At 55.0% G+C, this 17,781-nt stretch carries 19 protein-coding genes; 12 read left to right on the forward strand and 7 right to left on the reverse strand.

The window, feature by feature from the left end; translation table 11 throughout:
- Positions 1 to 736, reverse strand: a 736-nt coding sequence (hemH, locus tag B3Z49_RS06050; RefSeq protein WP_296988940.1) for a ferrochelatase, incomplete at its 3' end; no start/stop codon positions are given.
- A gap of 199 nt (positions 737 to 935) precedes the next feature.
- The gene (gene hemE, locus B3Z49_RS06055) at positions 936 to 1,976 is read right to left on the reverse strand and encodes a uroporphyrinogen decarboxylase (protein WP_287443680.1); all 1,041 of its coding nucleotides are present in this window, start codon (positions 1,974 to 1,976) and stop codon (positions 936 to 938) included.
- 687 nt (positions 1,977 to 2,663) lie between these two features.
- Here hemE and B3Z49_RS06060 point away from each other — a divergent pair.
- The 10 genes from B3Z49_RS06060 to rho all read left to right on the forward strand — a co-directional run bounded on the left by B3Z49_RS06060 (position 2,664) and on the right by rho (position 12,462).
- Positions 2,664 to 3,488 carry a pyruvate, water dikinase regulatory protein gene (locus B3Z49_RS06060; RefSeq protein WP_008888770.1) on the forward strand — a complete coding sequence of 275 codons (825 nt, stop codon included), beginning with the start codon at positions 2,664 to 2,666 and terminating at the stop codon, positions 3,486 to 3,488.
- 22 nt (positions 3,489 to 3,510) lie between these two features.
- Positions 3,511 to 4,116, forward strand: coding sequence for a Maf family protein (locus B3Z49_RS06065; RefSeq protein ID WP_063086279.1), 606 nt, complete (start codon positions 3,511 to 3,513; stop codon positions 4,114 to 4,116).
- A 45-nt stretch (positions 4,117 to 4,161) separates the two neighbouring features.
- Entirely contained in the window at positions 4,162 to 5,028 is an 867-nt protein-coding gene (locus tag B3Z49_RS06070; protein ID WP_296988945.1) for a shikimate dehydrogenase, read from the forward strand.
- Positions 5,029 to 5,049: 21 nt separating this feature from the next.
- Positions 5,050 to 5,634, forward strand: coding sequence for a dephospho-CoA kinase (gene coaE / locus B3Z49_RS06075; RefSeq protein WP_296988947.1), 585 nt, complete (start codon positions 5,050 to 5,052; stop codon positions 5,632 to 5,634).
- 18 nt (positions 5,635 to 5,652) lie between these two features.
- Complete coding sequence (gene dnaQ, locus B3Z49_RS06080; RefSeq protein WP_296988950.1) at positions 5,653 to 6,366, forward strand: DNA polymerase III subunit epsilon; 714 nt, start codon at positions 5,653 to 5,655, stop codon at positions 6,364 to 6,366.
- A gap of 1 nt (position 6,367) precedes the next feature.
- Positions 6,368 to 7,309 (forward strand): substrate-binding periplasmic protein, encoded by a 942-nt coding sequence (locus tag B3Z49_RS06085; protein WP_296988953.1) that lies wholly within the window; start codon positions 6,368 to 6,370, stop codon positions 7,307 to 7,309.
- Positions 7,310 to 7,537: 228 nt separating this feature from the next.
- A complete protein-coding gene (locus tag B3Z49_RS06090) occupies positions 7,538 to 8,185 on the forward strand; it encodes a Smr/MutS family protein (RefSeq protein ID WP_063086289.1) in 648 nt (215 codons plus the stop codon).
- A complete protein-coding gene (locus B3Z49_RS06095; RefSeq protein WP_008888763.1) occupies positions 8,182 to 8,547 on the forward strand; it encodes a helix-turn-helix domain-containing protein in 366 nt (121 codons plus the stop codon). Before B3Z49_RS06090 ends, B3Z49_RS06095 begins: the two co-directional genes overlap by 4 nt.
- A gap of 238 nt (positions 8,548 to 8,785) precedes the next feature.
- The gene (locus tag B3Z49_RS06100; RefSeq protein ID WP_296988961.1) at positions 8,786 to 10,843 is read left to right on the forward strand and encodes a methyl-accepting chemotaxis protein; all 2,058 of its coding nucleotides are present in this window, start codon (positions 8,786 to 8,788) and stop codon (positions 10,841 to 10,843) included.
- 353 nt (positions 10,844 to 11,196) lie between these two features.
- Entirely contained in the window at positions 11,197 to 12,462 is a 1,266-nt protein-coding gene (rho, locus tag B3Z49_RS06105; RefSeq protein ID WP_008888761.1) for a transcription termination factor Rho, read from the forward strand.
- A 105-nt stretch (positions 12,463 to 12,567) separates the two neighbouring features.
- On the opposite strand, the gene B3Z49_RS06110 is transcribed toward rho, so the two are convergent.
- Positions 12,568 to 12,873, reverse strand: coding sequence for a hypothetical protein (locus B3Z49_RS06110; RefSeq protein ID WP_296988965.1), 306 nt, complete (start codon positions 12,871 to 12,873; stop codon positions 12,568 to 12,570).
- A gap of 101 nt (positions 12,874 to 12,974) precedes the next feature.
- Between B3Z49_RS06110 and B3Z49_RS06115 the strand changes: the two genes are divergently transcribed.
- Positions 12,975 to 13,589, forward strand: coding sequence for an HD domain-containing protein (locus tag B3Z49_RS06115; protein ID WP_296988969.1), 615 nt, complete (start codon positions 12,975 to 12,977; stop codon positions 13,587 to 13,589).
- A gap of 52 nt (positions 13,590 to 13,641) precedes the next feature.
- Here the strand turns inward: B3Z49_RS06115 and B3Z49_RS06120 are convergent, their stop codons facing one another.
- Together B3Z49_RS06120 and B3Z49_RS06125 are read right to left on the reverse strand one after the other, a co-directional pair.
- Positions 13,642 to 14,616, reverse strand: a complete 975-nt coding sequence (locus B3Z49_RS06120) for a quinone oxidoreductase family protein (protein WP_296988971.1) — start codon at positions 14,614 to 14,616, stop codon at positions 13,642 to 13,644.
- A 116-nt stretch (positions 14,617 to 14,732) separates the two neighbouring features.
- On the reverse strand, positions 14,733 to 15,083 hold the full coding sequence (locus tag B3Z49_RS06125; RefSeq protein WP_296988974.1) for a hypothetical protein: 351 nt from the start codon (positions 15,081 to 15,083) through the stop codon (positions 14,733 to 14,735).
- A gap of 208 nt (positions 15,084 to 15,291) precedes the next feature.
- Between B3Z49_RS06125 and B3Z49_RS06130 the strand changes: the two genes are divergently transcribed.
- Positions 15,292 to 15,684, forward strand: a complete 393-nt coding sequence (locus B3Z49_RS06130; protein ID WP_296988976.1) for a VOC family protein — start codon at positions 15,292 to 15,294, stop codon at positions 15,682 to 15,684.
- 23 nt (positions 15,685 to 15,707) lie between these two features.
- Here the strand turns inward: B3Z49_RS06130 and B3Z49_RS06135 are convergent, their stop codons facing one another.
- Positions 15,708 to 16,196: a methylated-DNA--[protein]-cysteine S-methyltransferase gene (locus tag B3Z49_RS06135; protein WP_296988978.1), complete on the reverse strand. Its 489-nt coding sequence runs from the start codon at positions 16,194 to 16,196 to the stop codon at positions 15,708 to 15,710.
- A gap of 4 nt (positions 16,197 to 16,200) precedes the next feature.
- Positions 16,201 to 17,781 (reverse strand): thioredoxin domain-containing protein (locus B3Z49_RS06140; RefSeq protein WP_296988981.1); only part of this gene is annotated, 1,581 nt, incomplete at its 5' end.

Here is a 17,781-nt window from a genome sequence, read left to right on the forward strand (position 1 = left end):
AACAAACGTTCCAGTCCAATCCTTTGATCGCCATTTTCTCGACCACGGCGGCCGATGTTTTCTCGATCTGCGACTGATAGGGATCACCGCGCTTGGTAATCACGGCTTTGGGCACACCATGGGCGGAAAACAGGATGCGCGGCTTATCAATGCCAAGTTCGGTGGCCTTGGCCAGGGCGCGCTCATAGCCCGCCTTGATCATCTCGGCCGATGCTTCGACAAAGCCCGGATTGGTCGGATAGCAGCATGCCGTTTTGATCGGGGATGTCAGTCCAACCTTGGCACAGGCCCGTTTCCAGTCCTTGACCGACGATCCGCTGGTGGTGGTTGAAAACTGCGGATAAAGCGGAAGCAGGATCTGTTCATCCGCGCCCCATGCCTTGACCTCGGCCGCGGTATCATCGGCAAACGGCTTCCAGTAGCGCATGGCGATAAAGCAACGGTTTTCATAGCCGTCATCTTCGGCATTGAGCGCAATCTGAAGCGCATCTGCCTGTTCCTGGGTCAGTTCCAGAAGCGGCGATTTGCCACCGATATGATCATAAATCTCGCGCGCAATTGGTGCACGGCGACGTGAAATCAGCTTTGCCAGCAAATAACGGAACGGATTGGGCAGGCTGATGATCGCCGGATCATTAAACAGGTTGAACAGAAACGGCTCAACAGCTGCCGGACTGTCCGGCCCCCCCAGATTGAAAAGAACAATGGCGCGTTTCTTGCGCGTCGTCTCGGACATTTGGCTATCCTTCATGTCAGATCGTGTCTGGACCGGTTCCCGACAAACCGGGAATGATGTAACCCCGTCGCGCTCCGGCGCCTATTTTGGTCAAACCGGACCCAAGCGCAACAGGCAACGCCCATCATACGCATTGAATTTTTCAATCGATTTGATTGATTTCAAAAATCACAAAATAAAATGCAGCAATTGCCGACATTTACCCTTTGTAATCCCGAATGAAGTCCACCAGCTGACCAACATGTTCCGGCGGGGTTTCCGGCGTAATGCCATGGCCAAGGTTAAAGATGAACGGCCCCTTGCCCAGCGTATCAAGGATGCGCTTGGTTTCATCAAACATCGGATCGCCACCGGTAATCAGCAACATCGGATCCAGATTGCCCTGCACGGGTCCCAGTTTCTGAAGGTTTTCCGCCACCCAGTCGAGTTTCACCCCACTATCAAGTCCAACCGCGGTCACACCGGTTTTCTGTTTGAAATCAACCAGATGCAAGCCACAGCCACGCGGGAAGCCGATAATCGGCAGATCCGGGTGGACTGCGCGCAAATTGGCAACGATCTGTTTGGTCGGCTCGATCACCCAGCGATTAAAGCCGGTCTCGGACAGAACCCCGCCCCAGGTTTCAAACAGCTGAATGCATTCTGCACCGGCCTCAACCTGTTTCAGCAAATATTGCGTGGTTGCCTCGACCAGAATGTCGATCAGCTGGGCAAAACCATCCGGATCGCCATAGGCAAAGCGGCGGATATTCGGGAAGTCCTTGGATCCCTTGCCCTCGACCATGTAGGTCGCAACGGTCCAGGGCGCACCGGCAAAGCCGATCAGTGCTGTGCTTGATGGGATGGCGTGTGAAAGCTTTGAAACCGTCTCATAGATCGGACCAAGCGTGTCATGAATGCCTTCAACTGAAAGCTTGCCCAGGCCGGAAGCATCGCGGATGGCCTCAAGCTGTGGGCCTTCTCCCTGCTTGAAGGCCAAATGCTGCCCAAGTGCCTGTGGTATAACGAGGATATCGGAGAACAATATTGCCGCATCGAAGTCAAAGCGTCGCAGCGGCTGCAACGTAACTTCGCAAGCAAGATCAGGATTATAGCAAAGATCAAGGAAAGAGCCTGCTTCTGCGCGGGTTGCGCGGTATTCTGGCAAATAGCGGCCAGCTTGGCGCATCAGCCAGATCGGCGGTACCGGGAGAGTTTCTCCGGCAAGGGCACGCAAGAAGGTCTTTTGGGTGTTAGGCATCTGGTTTCCTGTTTCTCTTCCCGATCGCTTTTTTGATCTTTGGCCTGACACGTGGCGTTCGGCCACCTGTCAGAACCGGCTTTGTTATTTCGTGAAATGTGCCCTGGGGCCTTTGCCAAGACGTTTTCCACGTTCTGCCTAACAAAACCTTATTTAATAAAAAAGGATGTTGTTTGTGAGTGGTTCCCTGTGGATAACAGGGATTAAATTTCACGCACAGTTTATTCACATTCCGACTCGGGAAAAATGATTCATCTCAAGCGGCCTTGGGGAAAACTGTGTACGACTCCGAACGACTCCCGGACTCTTCCTTGGGAAAAGACGTTTTTGAATAATGGGGATAAGGTGAATAAGTCTGGTTTTTGCATTCTTATCCCTGTTATTACGGGAAAAATTTGGCACTTATCCCGCTCGGGACAGAGCACTTGAGAAACTTTGTATGAGCGGGAGGATAATTCCTGTGGAAAAAATCGGGTCGGAGTCGCACCCGTTATCCACATTTATCCACAGGGCCGACTCCGATCCGCTAACTTCGGGTTGCGATAAAACTCTTATCCATCCGGTTAGTGATCGGTATTTTGAACAGCCGTAACGTTGTTTGAATAAAGTTAGAAAAATCGTTTGGTCGGCAAAAAGTGGATAAGATTCTGCTTGGTGATCAAAAATTGACCAAAGAAACGGACAGGCATGGTCGGGACGGACAAAATTTTCCATCTTCATCTGGTCTCGGACTCAACCGGCGAGACGGTCGATGGCATTGCGCGCGCCTGTGTCGCGCAGTTTCCCGATGTGCGTGCCCATGAACATGTCTGGTCGCTGATCCGGACCGATGCCCAGCTGGCGCGGGTCTTGGCCGATATCGAACGCAATCCCGGCATCGTTCTTTATACCGTCTTTGACAGCGACATCCGCCGCAAGCTTGAAGAAGGCTGTCGCCGCCTGCAGGTCCCGCACAGCCACGTGCTTGATAATACCGTCACCATGATGGCCGGGTATCTGGGGCAGCAATCGCACGGCCGGACCGGTGCGCTCCATAAAATGGACGAGGAATATTTCAACCGGATCGAGGCGATCGATTACACCCTGACCCATGATGACGGCCAATCGGGCTGGGATCTGGAAGACGCCGATGTGGTGATTGTCGGTGTCTCGCGCACGTCCAAAACCCCGACATCGGTTTATCTGGCCAATCGCGGCATCAAGACTGCCAATATTCCGTTTGTGCCGGGCTGCCCGTTGCCGCCGGAACTTGATCAGCTCAAAAAACCGCTGGTGGTTGGTCTGATCAAGGATGTTGATCAGCTGGTCTCGATCCGTAAAAACCGCCTGCGTCAGATCGAACGCGGCGAGGGCGGCGATTACGTTGATCCGGTCGCAGTCCGCGATGAAGTTCATCAGGCCCGGCGATACTTTACCGAACGCGGCTGGAAGATCATTAATGTGACCCGCCGGTCCATCGAAGAAACCGCCGCCATCATTTTATCGACCATGTATGACCGCCGCGGTCATTAAGCCGCACCAACAGGATAAACATATGCCCAGCACCCATCGTCTTATTCTCGCCTCCAGCAGCAAGGCCCGCCATGCCATGCTGACCAATGCTGGTGTCAATTGCGAAGCCGTCGCCTCGATGATTGACGAGGATGGCTATAAACAGGCGATGAAGGCCGAGGGTGCGACGGCGGCCGAGGCCGCGGAAACCCTGGCTGAGATGAAGGCGCTACGCATGTATCGCCAGCAACCAGATGCGATTGTGATTGCCGCTGATCAGATGCTGGAATGCAATGGCATCTGGTTTGACAAGCCGATGGACCGTGACAATACCCGCGCGCAACTTCTGGCCCTGCGGGGCAAAAGTCACAAGCTGGTGTCGGCCGCTGTTATATATAAGGAAGGCTCGCGCATCTGGGGCACGATTGATACCGCCCATCTTACCGTGCGCAACTTCACCGATGAATGGCTCGAAGAATATCTCGATGCCGCCGGCGAAGAGATTTATCACTGTGTCGGTGGCTATCAGCTTGAAGGCCTTGGCGCGCAGCTGTTTACAGAGGTGCGCGGCGATTACTTCACCGTGCTGGGCATGCCGCTTTTGCCGCTGATTGGCTTCTTGCGCGATCACGGTGTTCTCAAGGCATAATCACAAAAACGCATCAAAAACCCATCTGGCAGGAAACAGCACGCAATGACCTCGCGAAATCCTTATCGCACGCTTTCTGGAACATCACGCCTTGCCGGCGTGATGGGCTGGCCTGTATCGCATTCGAAATCGCCGCGCCTGCATGGCTATTGGCTGGCGAAATACGGCATTGATGGCTGTTATATGCCACTGCCCGTGGAGCCGGAAAACTTTCAGGCAGCCTTGATTTCCTTGCGCAATCTGGGCTTTTCCGGGGTCAATGTCACCATTCCGCAAAAGGAAATGGCGATGCCCGAATGTGATGAACTGTCCGATCGTGCGCGCCGCATCGGGGCGGTCAATACCGTGACCTTTGCCAAGGATGGTCGTCTTTTGGGCGATAATACCGACGGATTTGGCTTCCTTGAAAACCTGCGGCAGGAAGCCCCCGATATCGCCTTTGCCAGCGGTCCGGCGGTGGTGCTTGGGGCAGGTGGTGCGTGCCGTGCGGTTTTGGTAGCCTTGCTGGATGAAGGCTGCCCGGAAATTCGTCTGGCCAACCGGACCCGCAAACGCGCCGAAGACGTCGCAGCCGAAATCAAGGACCCGCGGATCAAGGTGATTGACTGGCCGGTTGCACCTGATGCGCTTGCCGGCGCGTCGCTTGTCGTCAATACCACAAGCCTTGGCATGGTCGGCCAGCCCAAGCTTGAGATCGATCTGTCCGGTCTGCCGCAAACCGCCCTTGTCACTGATATTGTCTATGCGCCGCTGATGACCGATTTGCTGGTGCAGGCCAAGGCCCGCGGCAATCCGATTGTCGACGGGCTTGGCATGTTGCTCCATCAGGCAAGACCGGGTTTCCATCGCTGGTTCGGGATTGATCCCGAAGTCACCCAGGAACTGCGCGATTTTGTTCTTTCGCCGGATTAAGATCCGAAGGGTAATCTTATTATGAAAATTCTTGGGTTAACCGGCTCCATCGGGATGGGCAAATCAACCGTGGCGGCGATGTTTCGTCACCTTGGTGTGCCGGTCCATGATGCCGATGCCACGACCCATGAATTGATGGCGCCAGATGGCCTTGCCTTTGACCCGATCGCCAAGGCCTTTCCCGATGTGATCGTTAGTGGCCGGATTGATCGACAGGCATTGGGCAAGATCGCTTTTGCCAATCCGGATGTTCTAAAAACGCTTGAAACCATCCTGCATCCGCTGGTGCGCGCAGCCGAAAACCGGTTCCTGGCCGCTCAGCGTCGTTTGGGGCGCAAGCTGGTTGTTCTCGACATCCCGCTTTTATATGAAACATCCGGTGAAAAGCGCTGTGATCATGTTGCGGTTGTATCGGCCCCGGGGTTCATACAACGCCAGCGTGTTCTTTCGCGAGAAGGGATGACGGAGACAAAATTTTCCGCCATTCTGTCCAAACAGATGCCAGATATCGAAAAGCGAAAGCGCGCTGATTTTATCATCCCGACCGGGTTGGGGCGTGCCGTCACTTTTCAATATATTCAGGGTATTATCGACCAACTCAGTTGATGACTGGATAAAGACTACATGCGTGAGATTGTTCTTGATACCGAGACCACCGGCCTTGATCCCTATGCTGACCACAGACTGGTTGAAATCGGCTGTATCGAACTGATCAATCACATGCCCACCGGGCGGCAGTATCACCAGTATATCAATCCCCAGCGCCCGATGCCCAAGGAGGCATTCGACGTTCACGGTTTGGGCGATGAGTTCCTCAAAGATCAGCCGGTCTTTGCCGAGGTTGCCGATGATTTCATCGAATTCATTGGCGAGGATTCGGTTCTTGTCATTCACAATGCCAGCTTTGATATGAAGTTCCTCAATGCCGAGCTCGAATGGCTCAATAAGCCGCGCATTGCCATGGAACGCGCCCTTGATACCGTTCAGATGGCGCGCAAGAAATTCCCCGGATCCCCGGTCAGCCTCGATGCGCTATGTCGTCGGTTCAAGATCGATAACTCCAACCGTACCCTTCACGGAGCCCTGCTTGACTCCGATCTTCTGGCGCAGGTCTATCTGGAACTTCTGGGTGGCCGTCAGCACGGCCTGTCGCTTGATCCCAATGCCTTGAATGGTGATCAGGATGAAGATAACGGCGGGCGTCGGGTTCTGGGCCCGCGGGGCAACCGGCTGGAACCAAGGCCGCATGTGATCAGCGACGAAGAACTTGCTGCTCACCGCGCCTATATCGAGGCCAAAGTCAAAGACGCGCTCTGGCTTATAAAGCAAGAGGCATAAGATGGGAAAACAGCGGTGTCCATCATTGCGGTTTTCCGAACTTACAGTTTCTCAATACGCCAATCGCCTCCTTGCGATGCTGGTTTTGGTCTGTGCGCTGATCACGGCTTTAGGTAATCTTCGCGCCCAGACACTCACTGACGAAAAAGCTCCAGAAAACTCCACGTTTGATGGCACCTACATCATCCATCTGTCTGAAAGTACGCGGGTTCAGTCATCGGGCCGGCCGGAGCCAGGCTACTTCGATACGCTTGCCATCGAACTGTTTACCAAGGCCGGTTTGGCTGTTGAAATCGTTCCGCAAATGCCCTGGAAACGGCAGATGGAATTGGCCGGACGCGAAGTCGGCCACGTGATTTACCCCACCACCCGGATTGATCACCGCGAAGATGTTTTCCAATGGGTGGGGCCGGTCAGCCGGACCTTCTGGAACCTGTTTGGCTTTGTCGATACCGGTTGGTCGGACATGGCGTTTGACACACTTTTGCGCGATGCCCGGATCGGGGTTCTGATGGGATCGGCGCGTGAAGGATATCTTCGTGATCGCGGGGCGAAACAACTGGTTATGGTGCCGCGTGAAGAACTTCTGTTGCCGATGATGATGGCTGATCGCGTCGATCTGATTGCCATCGGTGGCAATATCCTGCGCCATTATCTTGATAAGGTCCGTGCCGAATATCCCGAAGTCAGCATTCCTGATGTGACTGGTATCAAGCCCTATCGCACCTGTTATCTCTATATCGCGATCAGTGGTGATGTGCCGCAAAGCGATATCACAAGGCTGCAAACCCAGCTTGATCGCTTCAAAACCAACGGCTTTTTTGTTGAAAACCGCCGGATGCACGGGCTTTCGACCAATCTCGACAGTGCGTTTCTCAAGGCGATGCTTGATCTTGATAATAACGGGGTCACCTGTGTCGATCTGACCGACGTCGACACCTGAAACACAATCCCGTCGGGTCACCTTTCCCGGTCTGGCCTGCTTTTCCTGCAAACATATTGTTGCCGTGACGGGGAAATGCGCGACGGGCGCGGTTGCGCGAAAAGCAATGACACGGCAATATGCCGCGAACATTCCTTTGGGTGACCGGGCTGTTGCAAACAGGTGATATCGAATGGACGATAAAGCCTTGCGTATATGGACCGCGCCGCTTGCATATTGTCTTGGTCGATGAGTCAGAAGAAACCAAATAAGCGACGCCGCACCGTCACGGATGACGAAAAGACCCTGTGGGAGGTCTTTACCCGTGACGTCAAACCTTTGCGCAAGAAAAGGCGCAAGGCCGGTGATGACGTGGTCGCGTCTGATGATGACATCCACACCAGCGATACCGCGATTACCCTGCCTGACAATCTTGGCGAAAAGCTTGAACAGTCCGAACAAAGCCGGGCTGCGCGCAATTTGCCCTCGGCCCGTCATGCTGATCGTGGCCCAAAGATCAAAAAACAGAACCTTTCCGAACTGAAACCCGGTGTCACCGACGGGATTGATCGATCGACCGCCAACAAATTCCAGAAGGGCAAGATGTCGATTGACGGGCGCATTGACCTGCATGGCATGACCCAGGAAGTCGCCCATAATGCGCTCAATGCCTTTATCGAGGATAGCTGGCGGGCCGGAAAACGTTGCGTTCTCGTAATCACCGGCAAGGGATCGCGGGCTGATGAATATGGCCGTACCGGTCTTTTGCGCGAACGCACCCCGCAATGGCTGAGTGCGCCAAACCTGCGCAATCGCATCCTTGCTATCCATCAGGCCCAGATCCAGCACGGTGGCGCCGGGGCCTTTTATGTCTTGTTGAAACGGAGACGCCCGTGACACCTTTTGGCAATCGCATCCGGGAACTCCGCGCGCGCAACAACGTGACGCTGACCGATATGGCAACCGCCTTGCAGCTGTCACCGGCCTATCTGTCCGCGCTTGAACACGGTCATCGCGGGCGGCCCAGCCCCGGCCTGGTGCAGCAAATCTGCGGTTATTTCAATCTGGTCTGGGACGAGGTCGATGACGTCAAACGTCTGGCCCAGCTCTCGCACCCGAAAATCACCGTCGATACCGCCGGACTGGAACCCCAAGCCACCGAACTGGCCAACCTGCTGTCAGAACGCATCGCTGGCCTGAGCGAGGATCAGCTTAACCGGATGCTTGAAATTGTGCGCGAACAGCATCGCTCTTCGTGAAACAGGATTTCCTGAATGACTTTTAAGTTGAAACGTAGCCATTGAATTTAATCCAAGGGTTACAATATCCAAATGTGCCGTGCAGATTATTTTGCGCCGCACAAAGTCCAGGCGCGTCACCACACCAATAATAAAAGGCAATTGATACGATATCGTATCAATATAAAACCTGCGCGCCCCGGGAGTTGGAAGAACGCATATTTGGCGGCCTCGCATTCCACAATGCACGGGGCTTTACATGTTTGCGAATATTCAGATTGGCAAGAAACTTGCGATTTCCCTGATCCCACCTTTGTTGGGACTTGTTGTTCTGTCCGGCGTCATAATTTCCGACCGTTATCGGGAAATGGATGAACTTGGCAAAATTGGCGGCTTGACCGAACTTGCGGTTCAGATCGGTGCAACCGTACACGAATTGCAAAAGGAACGGGGCGCATCGGCGGGCTTTATCGGCTCCAAAGGTGAACAGTTCGGACCGCAACTTGCCGATCAGCGCAACTTGTCCGATGCCCGCATTCAGTCTTTGCGCAATGCGTTAAACGACTTTGATCTATCCGCCTATGACCCGGGTCTGGCAGAGCAGGTTGGCGTCTTTGTTGGGCTGCTTGATACCGTGCCCCAAACACGCGCCAAGGTCTATGCGCTGGATATCGAACTTGGCGAGGCGGTTCGCTTCTATACCTCAATCATTTCCGGCATGCTCTCGACCGTCAATGTCATGAGCACAATCAGCAACGATCCCGAACTGGTCCGCTCGATCGCTGCCTTTAATGATTTCATGCAGGCCAAGGAACGTGGCGGGCTTGAGCGCGCCACAGGTGCGGCCGGGTTTGGCATGGGCAAGTTCGAACCCAACCTTTATCGTCGATTTGTCGAGCTGATCACCCTTCAAAACGCTTATCTCTCTGTGTTCGAGGAAATGGCCGCACCAGAGATCAGGGAATTTTACGACCGCGCGATGCAGGACCCGGCGGTTGAGGCGGTCAACAAGCTGCGTGATGTGGCGCTCAGTTACCCGGTAACCGGAACCACCAATGGCATTGCGGGGACAGACTGGTTTGCGACCATCACGGTAAAGATTAATATTTACAAGATGATAGAAGACCATATTGCCCAAAGCCTGGTCACCCTCTCGGCGCAAAAGCTCTCTGAAGCGCAGCTTTATTTTTATGGCACATTGGCCGGTTTGCTGATCATTATCGCACTTGCATGCACATTGGTTGTCATCGTTGGTCGCGATATTTCTGCACCGATCCGCGCCATGACCAAAACCATGAGCGATCTGACCGCAGGTGACCTGTCGGTCAAGGTATCCGGGGCCGCGCGCGGGGATGAGGTCGGGGCCATGGCCCGTTCAGTGCAGTTTTTCCGCGACAGCCTTGTCGAGAACAGGGAAATGGCTGCCCAAAGTGAAAAGGAACAGGCCGCCCGATTTGCCCGTGCCGAAAAAGTCAGCCGGCTGGCCGAACGATTTGAGGCGAGGATCAACGCCTTGCTGGGTGATATCGGCCAGTCGACTGATGGTTTGCGCACCACGTCTTCAAACATGACATCGGCCATCGATGAGACCCGCGAAAAGGCTCGCCTGGTGGCAGACGACGCGAAATCTGCGTCCGAAAATGTGTCCGCGGTTTCCTCGGCAACCGAACAGCTGGCCAATTCGATCCTTGAGATTTCCCGGCAGATTTCTGCGTCGTCGGATAATGCGACCGCCGCCGCCGACGAGGCCCGCGAGGCCGAAGTCATTGCAACGGCCCTGAAAGAAGGTGCTGAAAAAATCGGCGAGGTGATCGGTCTGATCCGCGATATTGCCGAACAGACCAATCTTTTGGCGCTTAATGCGACAATCGAAGCCGCCCGTGCTGGTGAGGCCGGCAAGGGATTTGCCGTGGTCGCCAACGAGGTCAAAAACCTTGCGACCCAGACATCGCGCGCAACCGACGAAATTTCCGAACAGATGGGCAATCTGCAGGACGCGACAGAACGCGCGGTTGATGCGTTTTCGCGGATTGGCGAAAAAATCGGCCAGATTGACGCGACCTCGTCCTCATTGGCAGCCGCGGTCAATGAACAGGAAGCCGCAACCTCGGAAATTGCCAATAATATTGATCGTGCCTCACAAGGCACGACAGAGGTTTCGGGCAATGTTGCCGCTATTCGCGAGGCAACCGACAATGCTGGCGAGGCCGCCGATCACGTTATCGTCGCCTGTGATCAGGTTGCCAATGTCGCGACCAGCCTGCGCAAGGAAGTGGCCGATTTCCTTGCGTCCGTGCGCGAGGCCCAGACAGTTTGATGCAAAAGTACAGATGACAAAGGACACGGGATTCTGGCTCAAACCCGTCACGGACCAGCGGAATGCGGTCGGTTGCCGGGGGCGAGATGTGATATTTTCGTATCAATGGCTGTAAAATTGCCAGGTTCTTTCGAATCACGGTTTGACTATTGCGATTTTCAAGGGTATCAATCGGGGGTGTTTCGATCCAGAAACATGAAAAGACCTGCCTTTCTTGCAACTCCAAGGTTTCGAACCGTCCGCACGCCCCAGCAAAAGCCTGAGCGCCTTGCCTGACGGTCAACCGCACATTCTCTTTTCTATCTCCATAAAATCTTCGCCCTTTCGGCAACCACAGATCATTAAACGCACATATGCATCTTCAGGACCTTAAAAAGAAATCTCCGACCGAGCTGCTTGCTCTGTCTGATGAACTCGAAATCGAAAACGCCAGCACGCTCCGCAAGCAGGAGCTGATGTTCGCGATCCTCAAGCAGTTGGCCGAGAATGACCACGCCATCTTTGGCGAAGGTGTTCTTGAAGTTCTGCCCGATGGTTTCGGCTTCCTGCGCAGCCCCGAGGCAAACTACCTTGCCGGCCCTGACGACATTTATGTCAGTCCGAGCCAGGTGCGGCGTTTTAGCTTGCGAACTGGCGACACCGTTGAAGGCCAGATCCGCTCGCCGAAAGAAGGCGAACGGTATTTCGCCCTACTCAAGGTCGACAAGGTCAATTTCGATGCGCCGGAAAAAGTCCGTCAGCGCGTTAATTTCGATAACCTGACCCCGCTCTATCCTGATGAGCCGCTCAAGATGGAGCGTCAATCCGACCAGGAAGGGGCCAACAAGGACACCACCAACCGCGTGATCGAACTGGTTTCGCCGCTTGGTAAAGGTCAGCGTGCCCTGATCGTCGCACCGCCGCGCACCGGTAAAACCGTGATGCTGCAAAACATTGCGCACGCGATCGAGGAAAACCACCCGGAAGCCTATCTGATCGTTCTTCTGATTGATGAACGTCCGGAAGAAGTGACCGACATGGACCGTTCGGTGAAGGGCGAAGTCATTTCCTCGACCTTCGATGAACCGGCCCAGCGTCACGTTCAGGTCACTGAAATGGTTCTGGAAAAGGCCAAACGTCTGGTCGAACACAAGCATGATGTTGTCATCCTGCTGGACTCGATCACCCGTCTGGCACGTGCTTACAACACCGTGGTGCCGAGCTCGGGCAAGGTCCTGACCGGTGGTGTCGATGCCAACGCGCTGCAACGTCCGAAGCGTTTCTTCGGTGCGGCCCGTAACATCGAAGAGGGTGGCTCTTTGACCATCATCGCGACCGCCCTGATCGATACCGGTTCGCGCATGGACGAGGTCATCTTTGAAGAATTCAAGGGGACCGGTAACTCCGAGCTTATCCTGGATCGCAAACTGTCTGACAAACGTATCTTCCCGGCGATTGATATCCTCAAATCGGGTACCCGTAAGGAAGAGCTTCTGGTCGACAAGAGCGTTCTGTCCAAGATGTGGGTGCTGCGTCGTATCCTCAACCCGATGGGCCCGCAGGACGCGATGGAATTCCTGCTTGGCAAGCTCAAGGGCACCAAGAACAACGACGACTTCTTCGATTCCATGAACGGCTGATGCCGAACGGGCCTGATGGGCCCGGTCTACTGGATCGTAAGAACAAACGGGACCCTTTGTGGTCCCGTTTTTTATTTCAATATCGAAATAACCGTTAAACAACCTCTATCCAAGAGCCAGTGTCACCTCTGCCAGGCCGCTCCCCAGTTTCTGCCGATCCACACGGGCATCACCTGGCTCGATGGAAAAATTGTCGTCGCTCAGATGAATGCCGATATGGCAGGTGCCGTAATTGAGCGTAATCGCCAATGTGTTGGCAGCCGTGATCTCGCACACCACTGTTTCACCGGCTTCAATCCGGTTGGGCGGGGCGCTTTGCCAGCCATCCTTGGGGGCAAGCGCACTCAGATGCAGCGGGGTCTCAGCGTTTTCATTCCACAAGGTCAGTTTCAGGCGCATTTCCTGTGACATTATTGGCCTCTCCCGGGTCATGGCTTTGCTGTCAGTCTATCCTGTTTGCCGCTGTTTTTCACGGCTCTGCATGATTTTCATCGGGCGGGACGGATCAAGGCTTGAAACCACGCAAAAGCCGTGGGACTCTGGGCAACCCGTTCACGATCATATCGCGCTTGATGCAGCTTCTACTCAAATCCGTTGATTTCGCCGCCCGTGCCCATCGCGACCAGCGTCGCAAAGGCGCTGCACAGGAACCCTATATCAATCACCCGATTGAGGTTTCCCGCCTGATTGTCGAATGCGAACCGGGGACGGACGAGGATATTCTCTGTGCCGCCGTTCTGCATGACGTGATCGAGGATTGCGGGGCGACCCGCGATGAAATTGCCGCCTGTTTTAATGATATCATCGCCGATATCGTGCTCGAAGTCAGTGATGACAAGGCCCTGCCAAGGGACGAGCGCAAGGCAAAGCAGATCGAAACCGCCCCAAGCCTGACCAACGGTGCCAAGCTGGTCCGACTGGCCGACAAGGTCGCCAATGTCGGTGCAATGCTGACCGACACACCGGTTGGCTGGGATGAAAGGCAGATACTGGCCTATGTCGACTGGGCCGAAGCCGTCATCGCTCCGTGCCGCGAAGTGAGCGAAGGCCTTTCAGAGCGCTTTGACGCAATTGCGCGTGATGTGCGGATTTTCCACCAGAGCGAACTGAAAGAGGCAGGGAAATAACCCTGCCTCAATCCGGAAATCTATCGATGTATCAGGGCGTTGAACGCCGTGATCAGACGGTAAAGACGATCGACCCGTTGGTTTTGCGGCTTTCAAGGTCGTCATGCGCCTTGGCAGCATCGGCCAGCGGGTAGGTCGCGGTGATATCAATCGTGACAATGCCCGATTTCAAAACGTCAAACAGCTCATTCGCACTGGCCAGAAGCTCTTCGCGGGTGGCGTTGTACTGGAAGATGCTGGGTCGGGTCAGGAAATAGGCCCCCGGGGCAAGCTGGGCCAGCGATACCGGCGGCACCGCACCCGATGACTGACCAAAACTCACCATCATGCCAAGCCGTTTGAGGCATTTAAGCGAATCCTCGAAGGTGTCCTTACCGACCGAATCGTAAACAACTTCAACGCCTTGGCCATTGGTGATTTCCTTGACCCGCTCCGAGACGACCTCGTCGCGATAAAGGATCGGATAATCACAGCCCTTGGCCTTGGCGATTTCTGCCTTTTCCTTGGACCCGACCGTTCCGATCACGGTCGCCCCCAGATGCTTGGCCCACTGACAAACAATCTGGCCAACCCCACCAGCGGCTGCATGGATCAGGATGGTGTCGCCCTTTTTGACGTTATAGGTCCGGCGCAAAAGATATTGTGCGGTCATGCCCTGAAGCATGGCGGCTGCGGCCAGTTCGAAACTGACATCATCGGGGATCTTGACCAGACCCTTGGCCGGCATCACGCGTGCTTCGGCATAGGCACCAAGCGGCTGTGCGGCGTAGGCCACGCGATCGCCCACGGCCAGATCGGTTACACCCGGACCGACTTCCTCAATGATACCAGCACCTTCAAGCCCAAGGCCCGATGGCATGCTCGGTGCCGGATAAACGCCGGAGCGGAAATAAATATCGATATAGTTCAGGCCAACGGCCTTTTGCGCCAGGCGGACTTCGCCTTCGCCCGGAGTACCGACGTCGACGTCTTCAAATTTCAGGACATCACTGCCGCCGGTCTCGTAAAATCGGAATGCTTTGGTCATGGAAGACCTCCCATCTTTGCGTTTTCCAACGCCTGTTTCGTTAATGGGAGGAGTGTAGGTTAATCGCGATTGCTTTGCAGCACAGGATTGGAAGAATTCCATCCGAAACGACGTGATTAATCAATCCGATCGGGCAACCCTTTGCCGTTGTTCCACCAGCGATTGGGGTTGTCACTTTGCGGATTGTAGTCGGCGCGACTTGCCCAGTCCTCACGGACAAAGATCACCGGTTCCTCGTAGTGATGCGCATAGATGATCGCGTCCATGACTTTGGCGAGCGCCTTTTGGTCGCGATCAATCGAGATTTTGAGCTCGACCATCAGGTAGGTCTCAGTCGAACCGGCCGCAAATCCGTCAACATGTGTTGTGGTGGTCGATCCCGGTTCTGGCTGCGCGGTTTCTTTTCCCACTGCCGAAATGCTCGCATTGCGCTGATACCGTCCAAAGCCAAGCGGATGGACCTTCATAACTTCGTCAAGAATGCGATCCGTATCTTCGGGCTATGTCTGCACCTCGATGGTGAAAACCGGCACAAGTGTCCCGGATTTGGCGGTGTATCCTTGCAGGCTGTCCATCATGGTTCTCCGGTTGTTCACTTTATGTTCTATGCAACCGCATGGATTAATGCAATAGTGAACAGACCAAAAGCCCAATGCCCATAACCCGGATTGCCCCATGTCAGTTATCAGCCACATCACCCTCGGGACCAATGACAAGGCCCGTTCCGCACGTTTTTATGACGCCGTTCTGGGTGCGCTGGGTTTTGAGCGATTGCCAAAGCCGCCGGAAAAGCCGCTGGCTTATGAGCGGGATGGACAGATGCCAACGATCTATATCTACAGCCCGGCAGATGGGCGTCCGGCAACGTGGGGCAATGGTACTCATATCGCGTTTCAGGCAGACCAACGTGACATGGTAGATGCCTTTCACGCAGCAGCGCTTGAACATGGTGGTATGGATGAAGGCCAACCCGGCCCGCGTGCGCATTACGGGCCAAACTATTATGCCGCCTATGTCCGCGATCCGGATGGCAACAAGCTGCAAGCTGTGTGCTATGCCGAAGAATAATATTAAGCCCTTGAAAAACAGGACTAAAACGGAAGATCGCCCTGATCACTCGGGAGGGGCAAATCCACACCTTCGATCTTTAAAAGTGCGCGCTTGGTTTCAAGCCCGCCATGGCCGGAATAGCCGCCCGGCTTGTCGCCCGTTGCCAGAACGCGGTGGCAGGGAATAAGGATCGGGATCGGGTTAAGGCCGCATGCCGTGCCAACCGACTGAAACGCCTTGGGCGATCCGGCCATGGTGGCCAGTTCCTTGTAGGTCGCGGTCTTGCCCTTCGGGATTTTGCACATCGCTTGCCAGACGGTTTTCTGGAAATCCGTCCCGTCCGGGGCCAGCGGTAAATCAAAGCTGTGCAAGCGCCCTGCGAAATAGGCGTTCAGCTGCTTTTGGGCTTCTTCAAGCACCGGTGTGCTTTCAATCTCGTCAACAAATCCCCAGTCAAGCGCAACGATTTGATCTTCAAACGCGAAAACGGTGAGTGCGCCGACGGGGCTGTTGAGCGAGATTTGTGGCATCGGGCTAGGCCGCCTTGGCGGGTAAATCCGCCAGCATTTCGGTTAATTCTTCCACGCCTGTGACGGGCGCCGAACATACCGGCCCCTGACAGATATAGGCGGTTTCCTTGCCGTCAATCGCGGTCTTGCCCTGGGCCGGATGGCTGTCGGGCAGGGGATCACCATCAGACAGGATCGTGATCGCCCGGTTGGGCAGATACGCGCCAAAAATAGCGCGGCGCATGTCAAGATAGGTCTGGCTGCGCTCCTTGGCGATCAGCACGACCTGCACCGGATTTTGCAGCATTTCGGCTGCCATCATAAGGCCCGGCATGTTCGGGAATTGCTCGCTGATCCGCCCGCCAAAGGCCGCAAGGGTGATTTCGGCCTGATCACGGTATTGCGCATCGCCAGTCAGGGCATAAAGCTTGGCCAGGTTCTGGGCCATGATCGCATTGCCCGATGGCACGGCATTATCCATGAAGGGTTTTTGGCGCACGACAAGGTCACTGGCATCCGATGCCGATTGGAAATAGCCGCCCTTGGCATCGGCAAACAGGGTTTCGACCGCGGCCGACCACCGGATGGCTTCATTAAGATAGGCGTCCTCGCCAAAGCATTCATAAAGCCTCAAGGCGGCGCGGATCATATGCGCATAATCCTCAAGCATCCCGGCATGCTGCACGCGGCCATTGCGATAGCTGTGCAGGAAGCGGTCACCCTTCATCAAGGTATTGATGACAAAGCCATAGGCAAGCTTGGCGTAATCCAGCCAGTCGGCGCGGTGGAAGGTCATGGCGGCCTCAGCAAAGGCGGCAATTGTCATGGCGTTCCAGTCGGTCAGCGCCTTGTCATCCCAGCCCGGGCGAATGCGTTTTGCGCGTTCGGTCAGAAGCTTGGCCCGAAGCTCCGCCAGCTTTTCCTCGGTCGCAGCATCGGCAAGCTCGAGCCCCGAGGCCGTGCGGTTGAGGATATTATGGCCTTCCCAGTTGCCGTCTTTGGACACGTCATAGAATTTCTTGAACAGGTCAGCGTCCGCGCCAAGGATCTGATCGATTTCATCCTCTGACCAGACATAGAACTTGCCTTCAACCCCTTCGCTGTCGGCATCAAGGCTTGCGGTAAAGGCGCCACCGGGAATGCGCATTTCGCGCAAGATCCAGGTAATGGTTTCCTCGACCCGTTTGGCATAAAGCGGATTGGGATCAACCCGCCAGACATCGCACAGAAGATCAATCAGCTGGGCATTGTCATACAGCATCTTTTCGAAATGCGGCACCAGCCACTGGTCATCGACGGCGTAGCGGGCAAAACCGCCGCCCAGATGATCATAAATGCCGCCCTGGCACATGCGATCCAGGCTGTGTTTGACGATGCGTTTCAGCCCGTCATCATCGGTCCGCACACCGGTCCGCCAGATATAGGATAAAAGGCTCGGCTGCGGGAATTTTGGCGCGCCGGATGTGCCGCCATTTTCCCCATCCATGATCTGCAAGCAGCCATGACCGCAGCGATCAATCATCTCAAGGCTGGGAATCGCGCCAACTGCCGCACTGTTCATCTTGATCAGCGCATTGGAAATCTGGCTGACATTGTGGCGGACATC

This window comes from Thalassospira sp. UBA1131 (assembly GCF_002311515.1).
Classification (GTDB): domain Bacteria; phylum Pseudomonadota; class Alphaproteobacteria; order Rhodospirillales; family Thalassospiraceae; genus Thalassospira.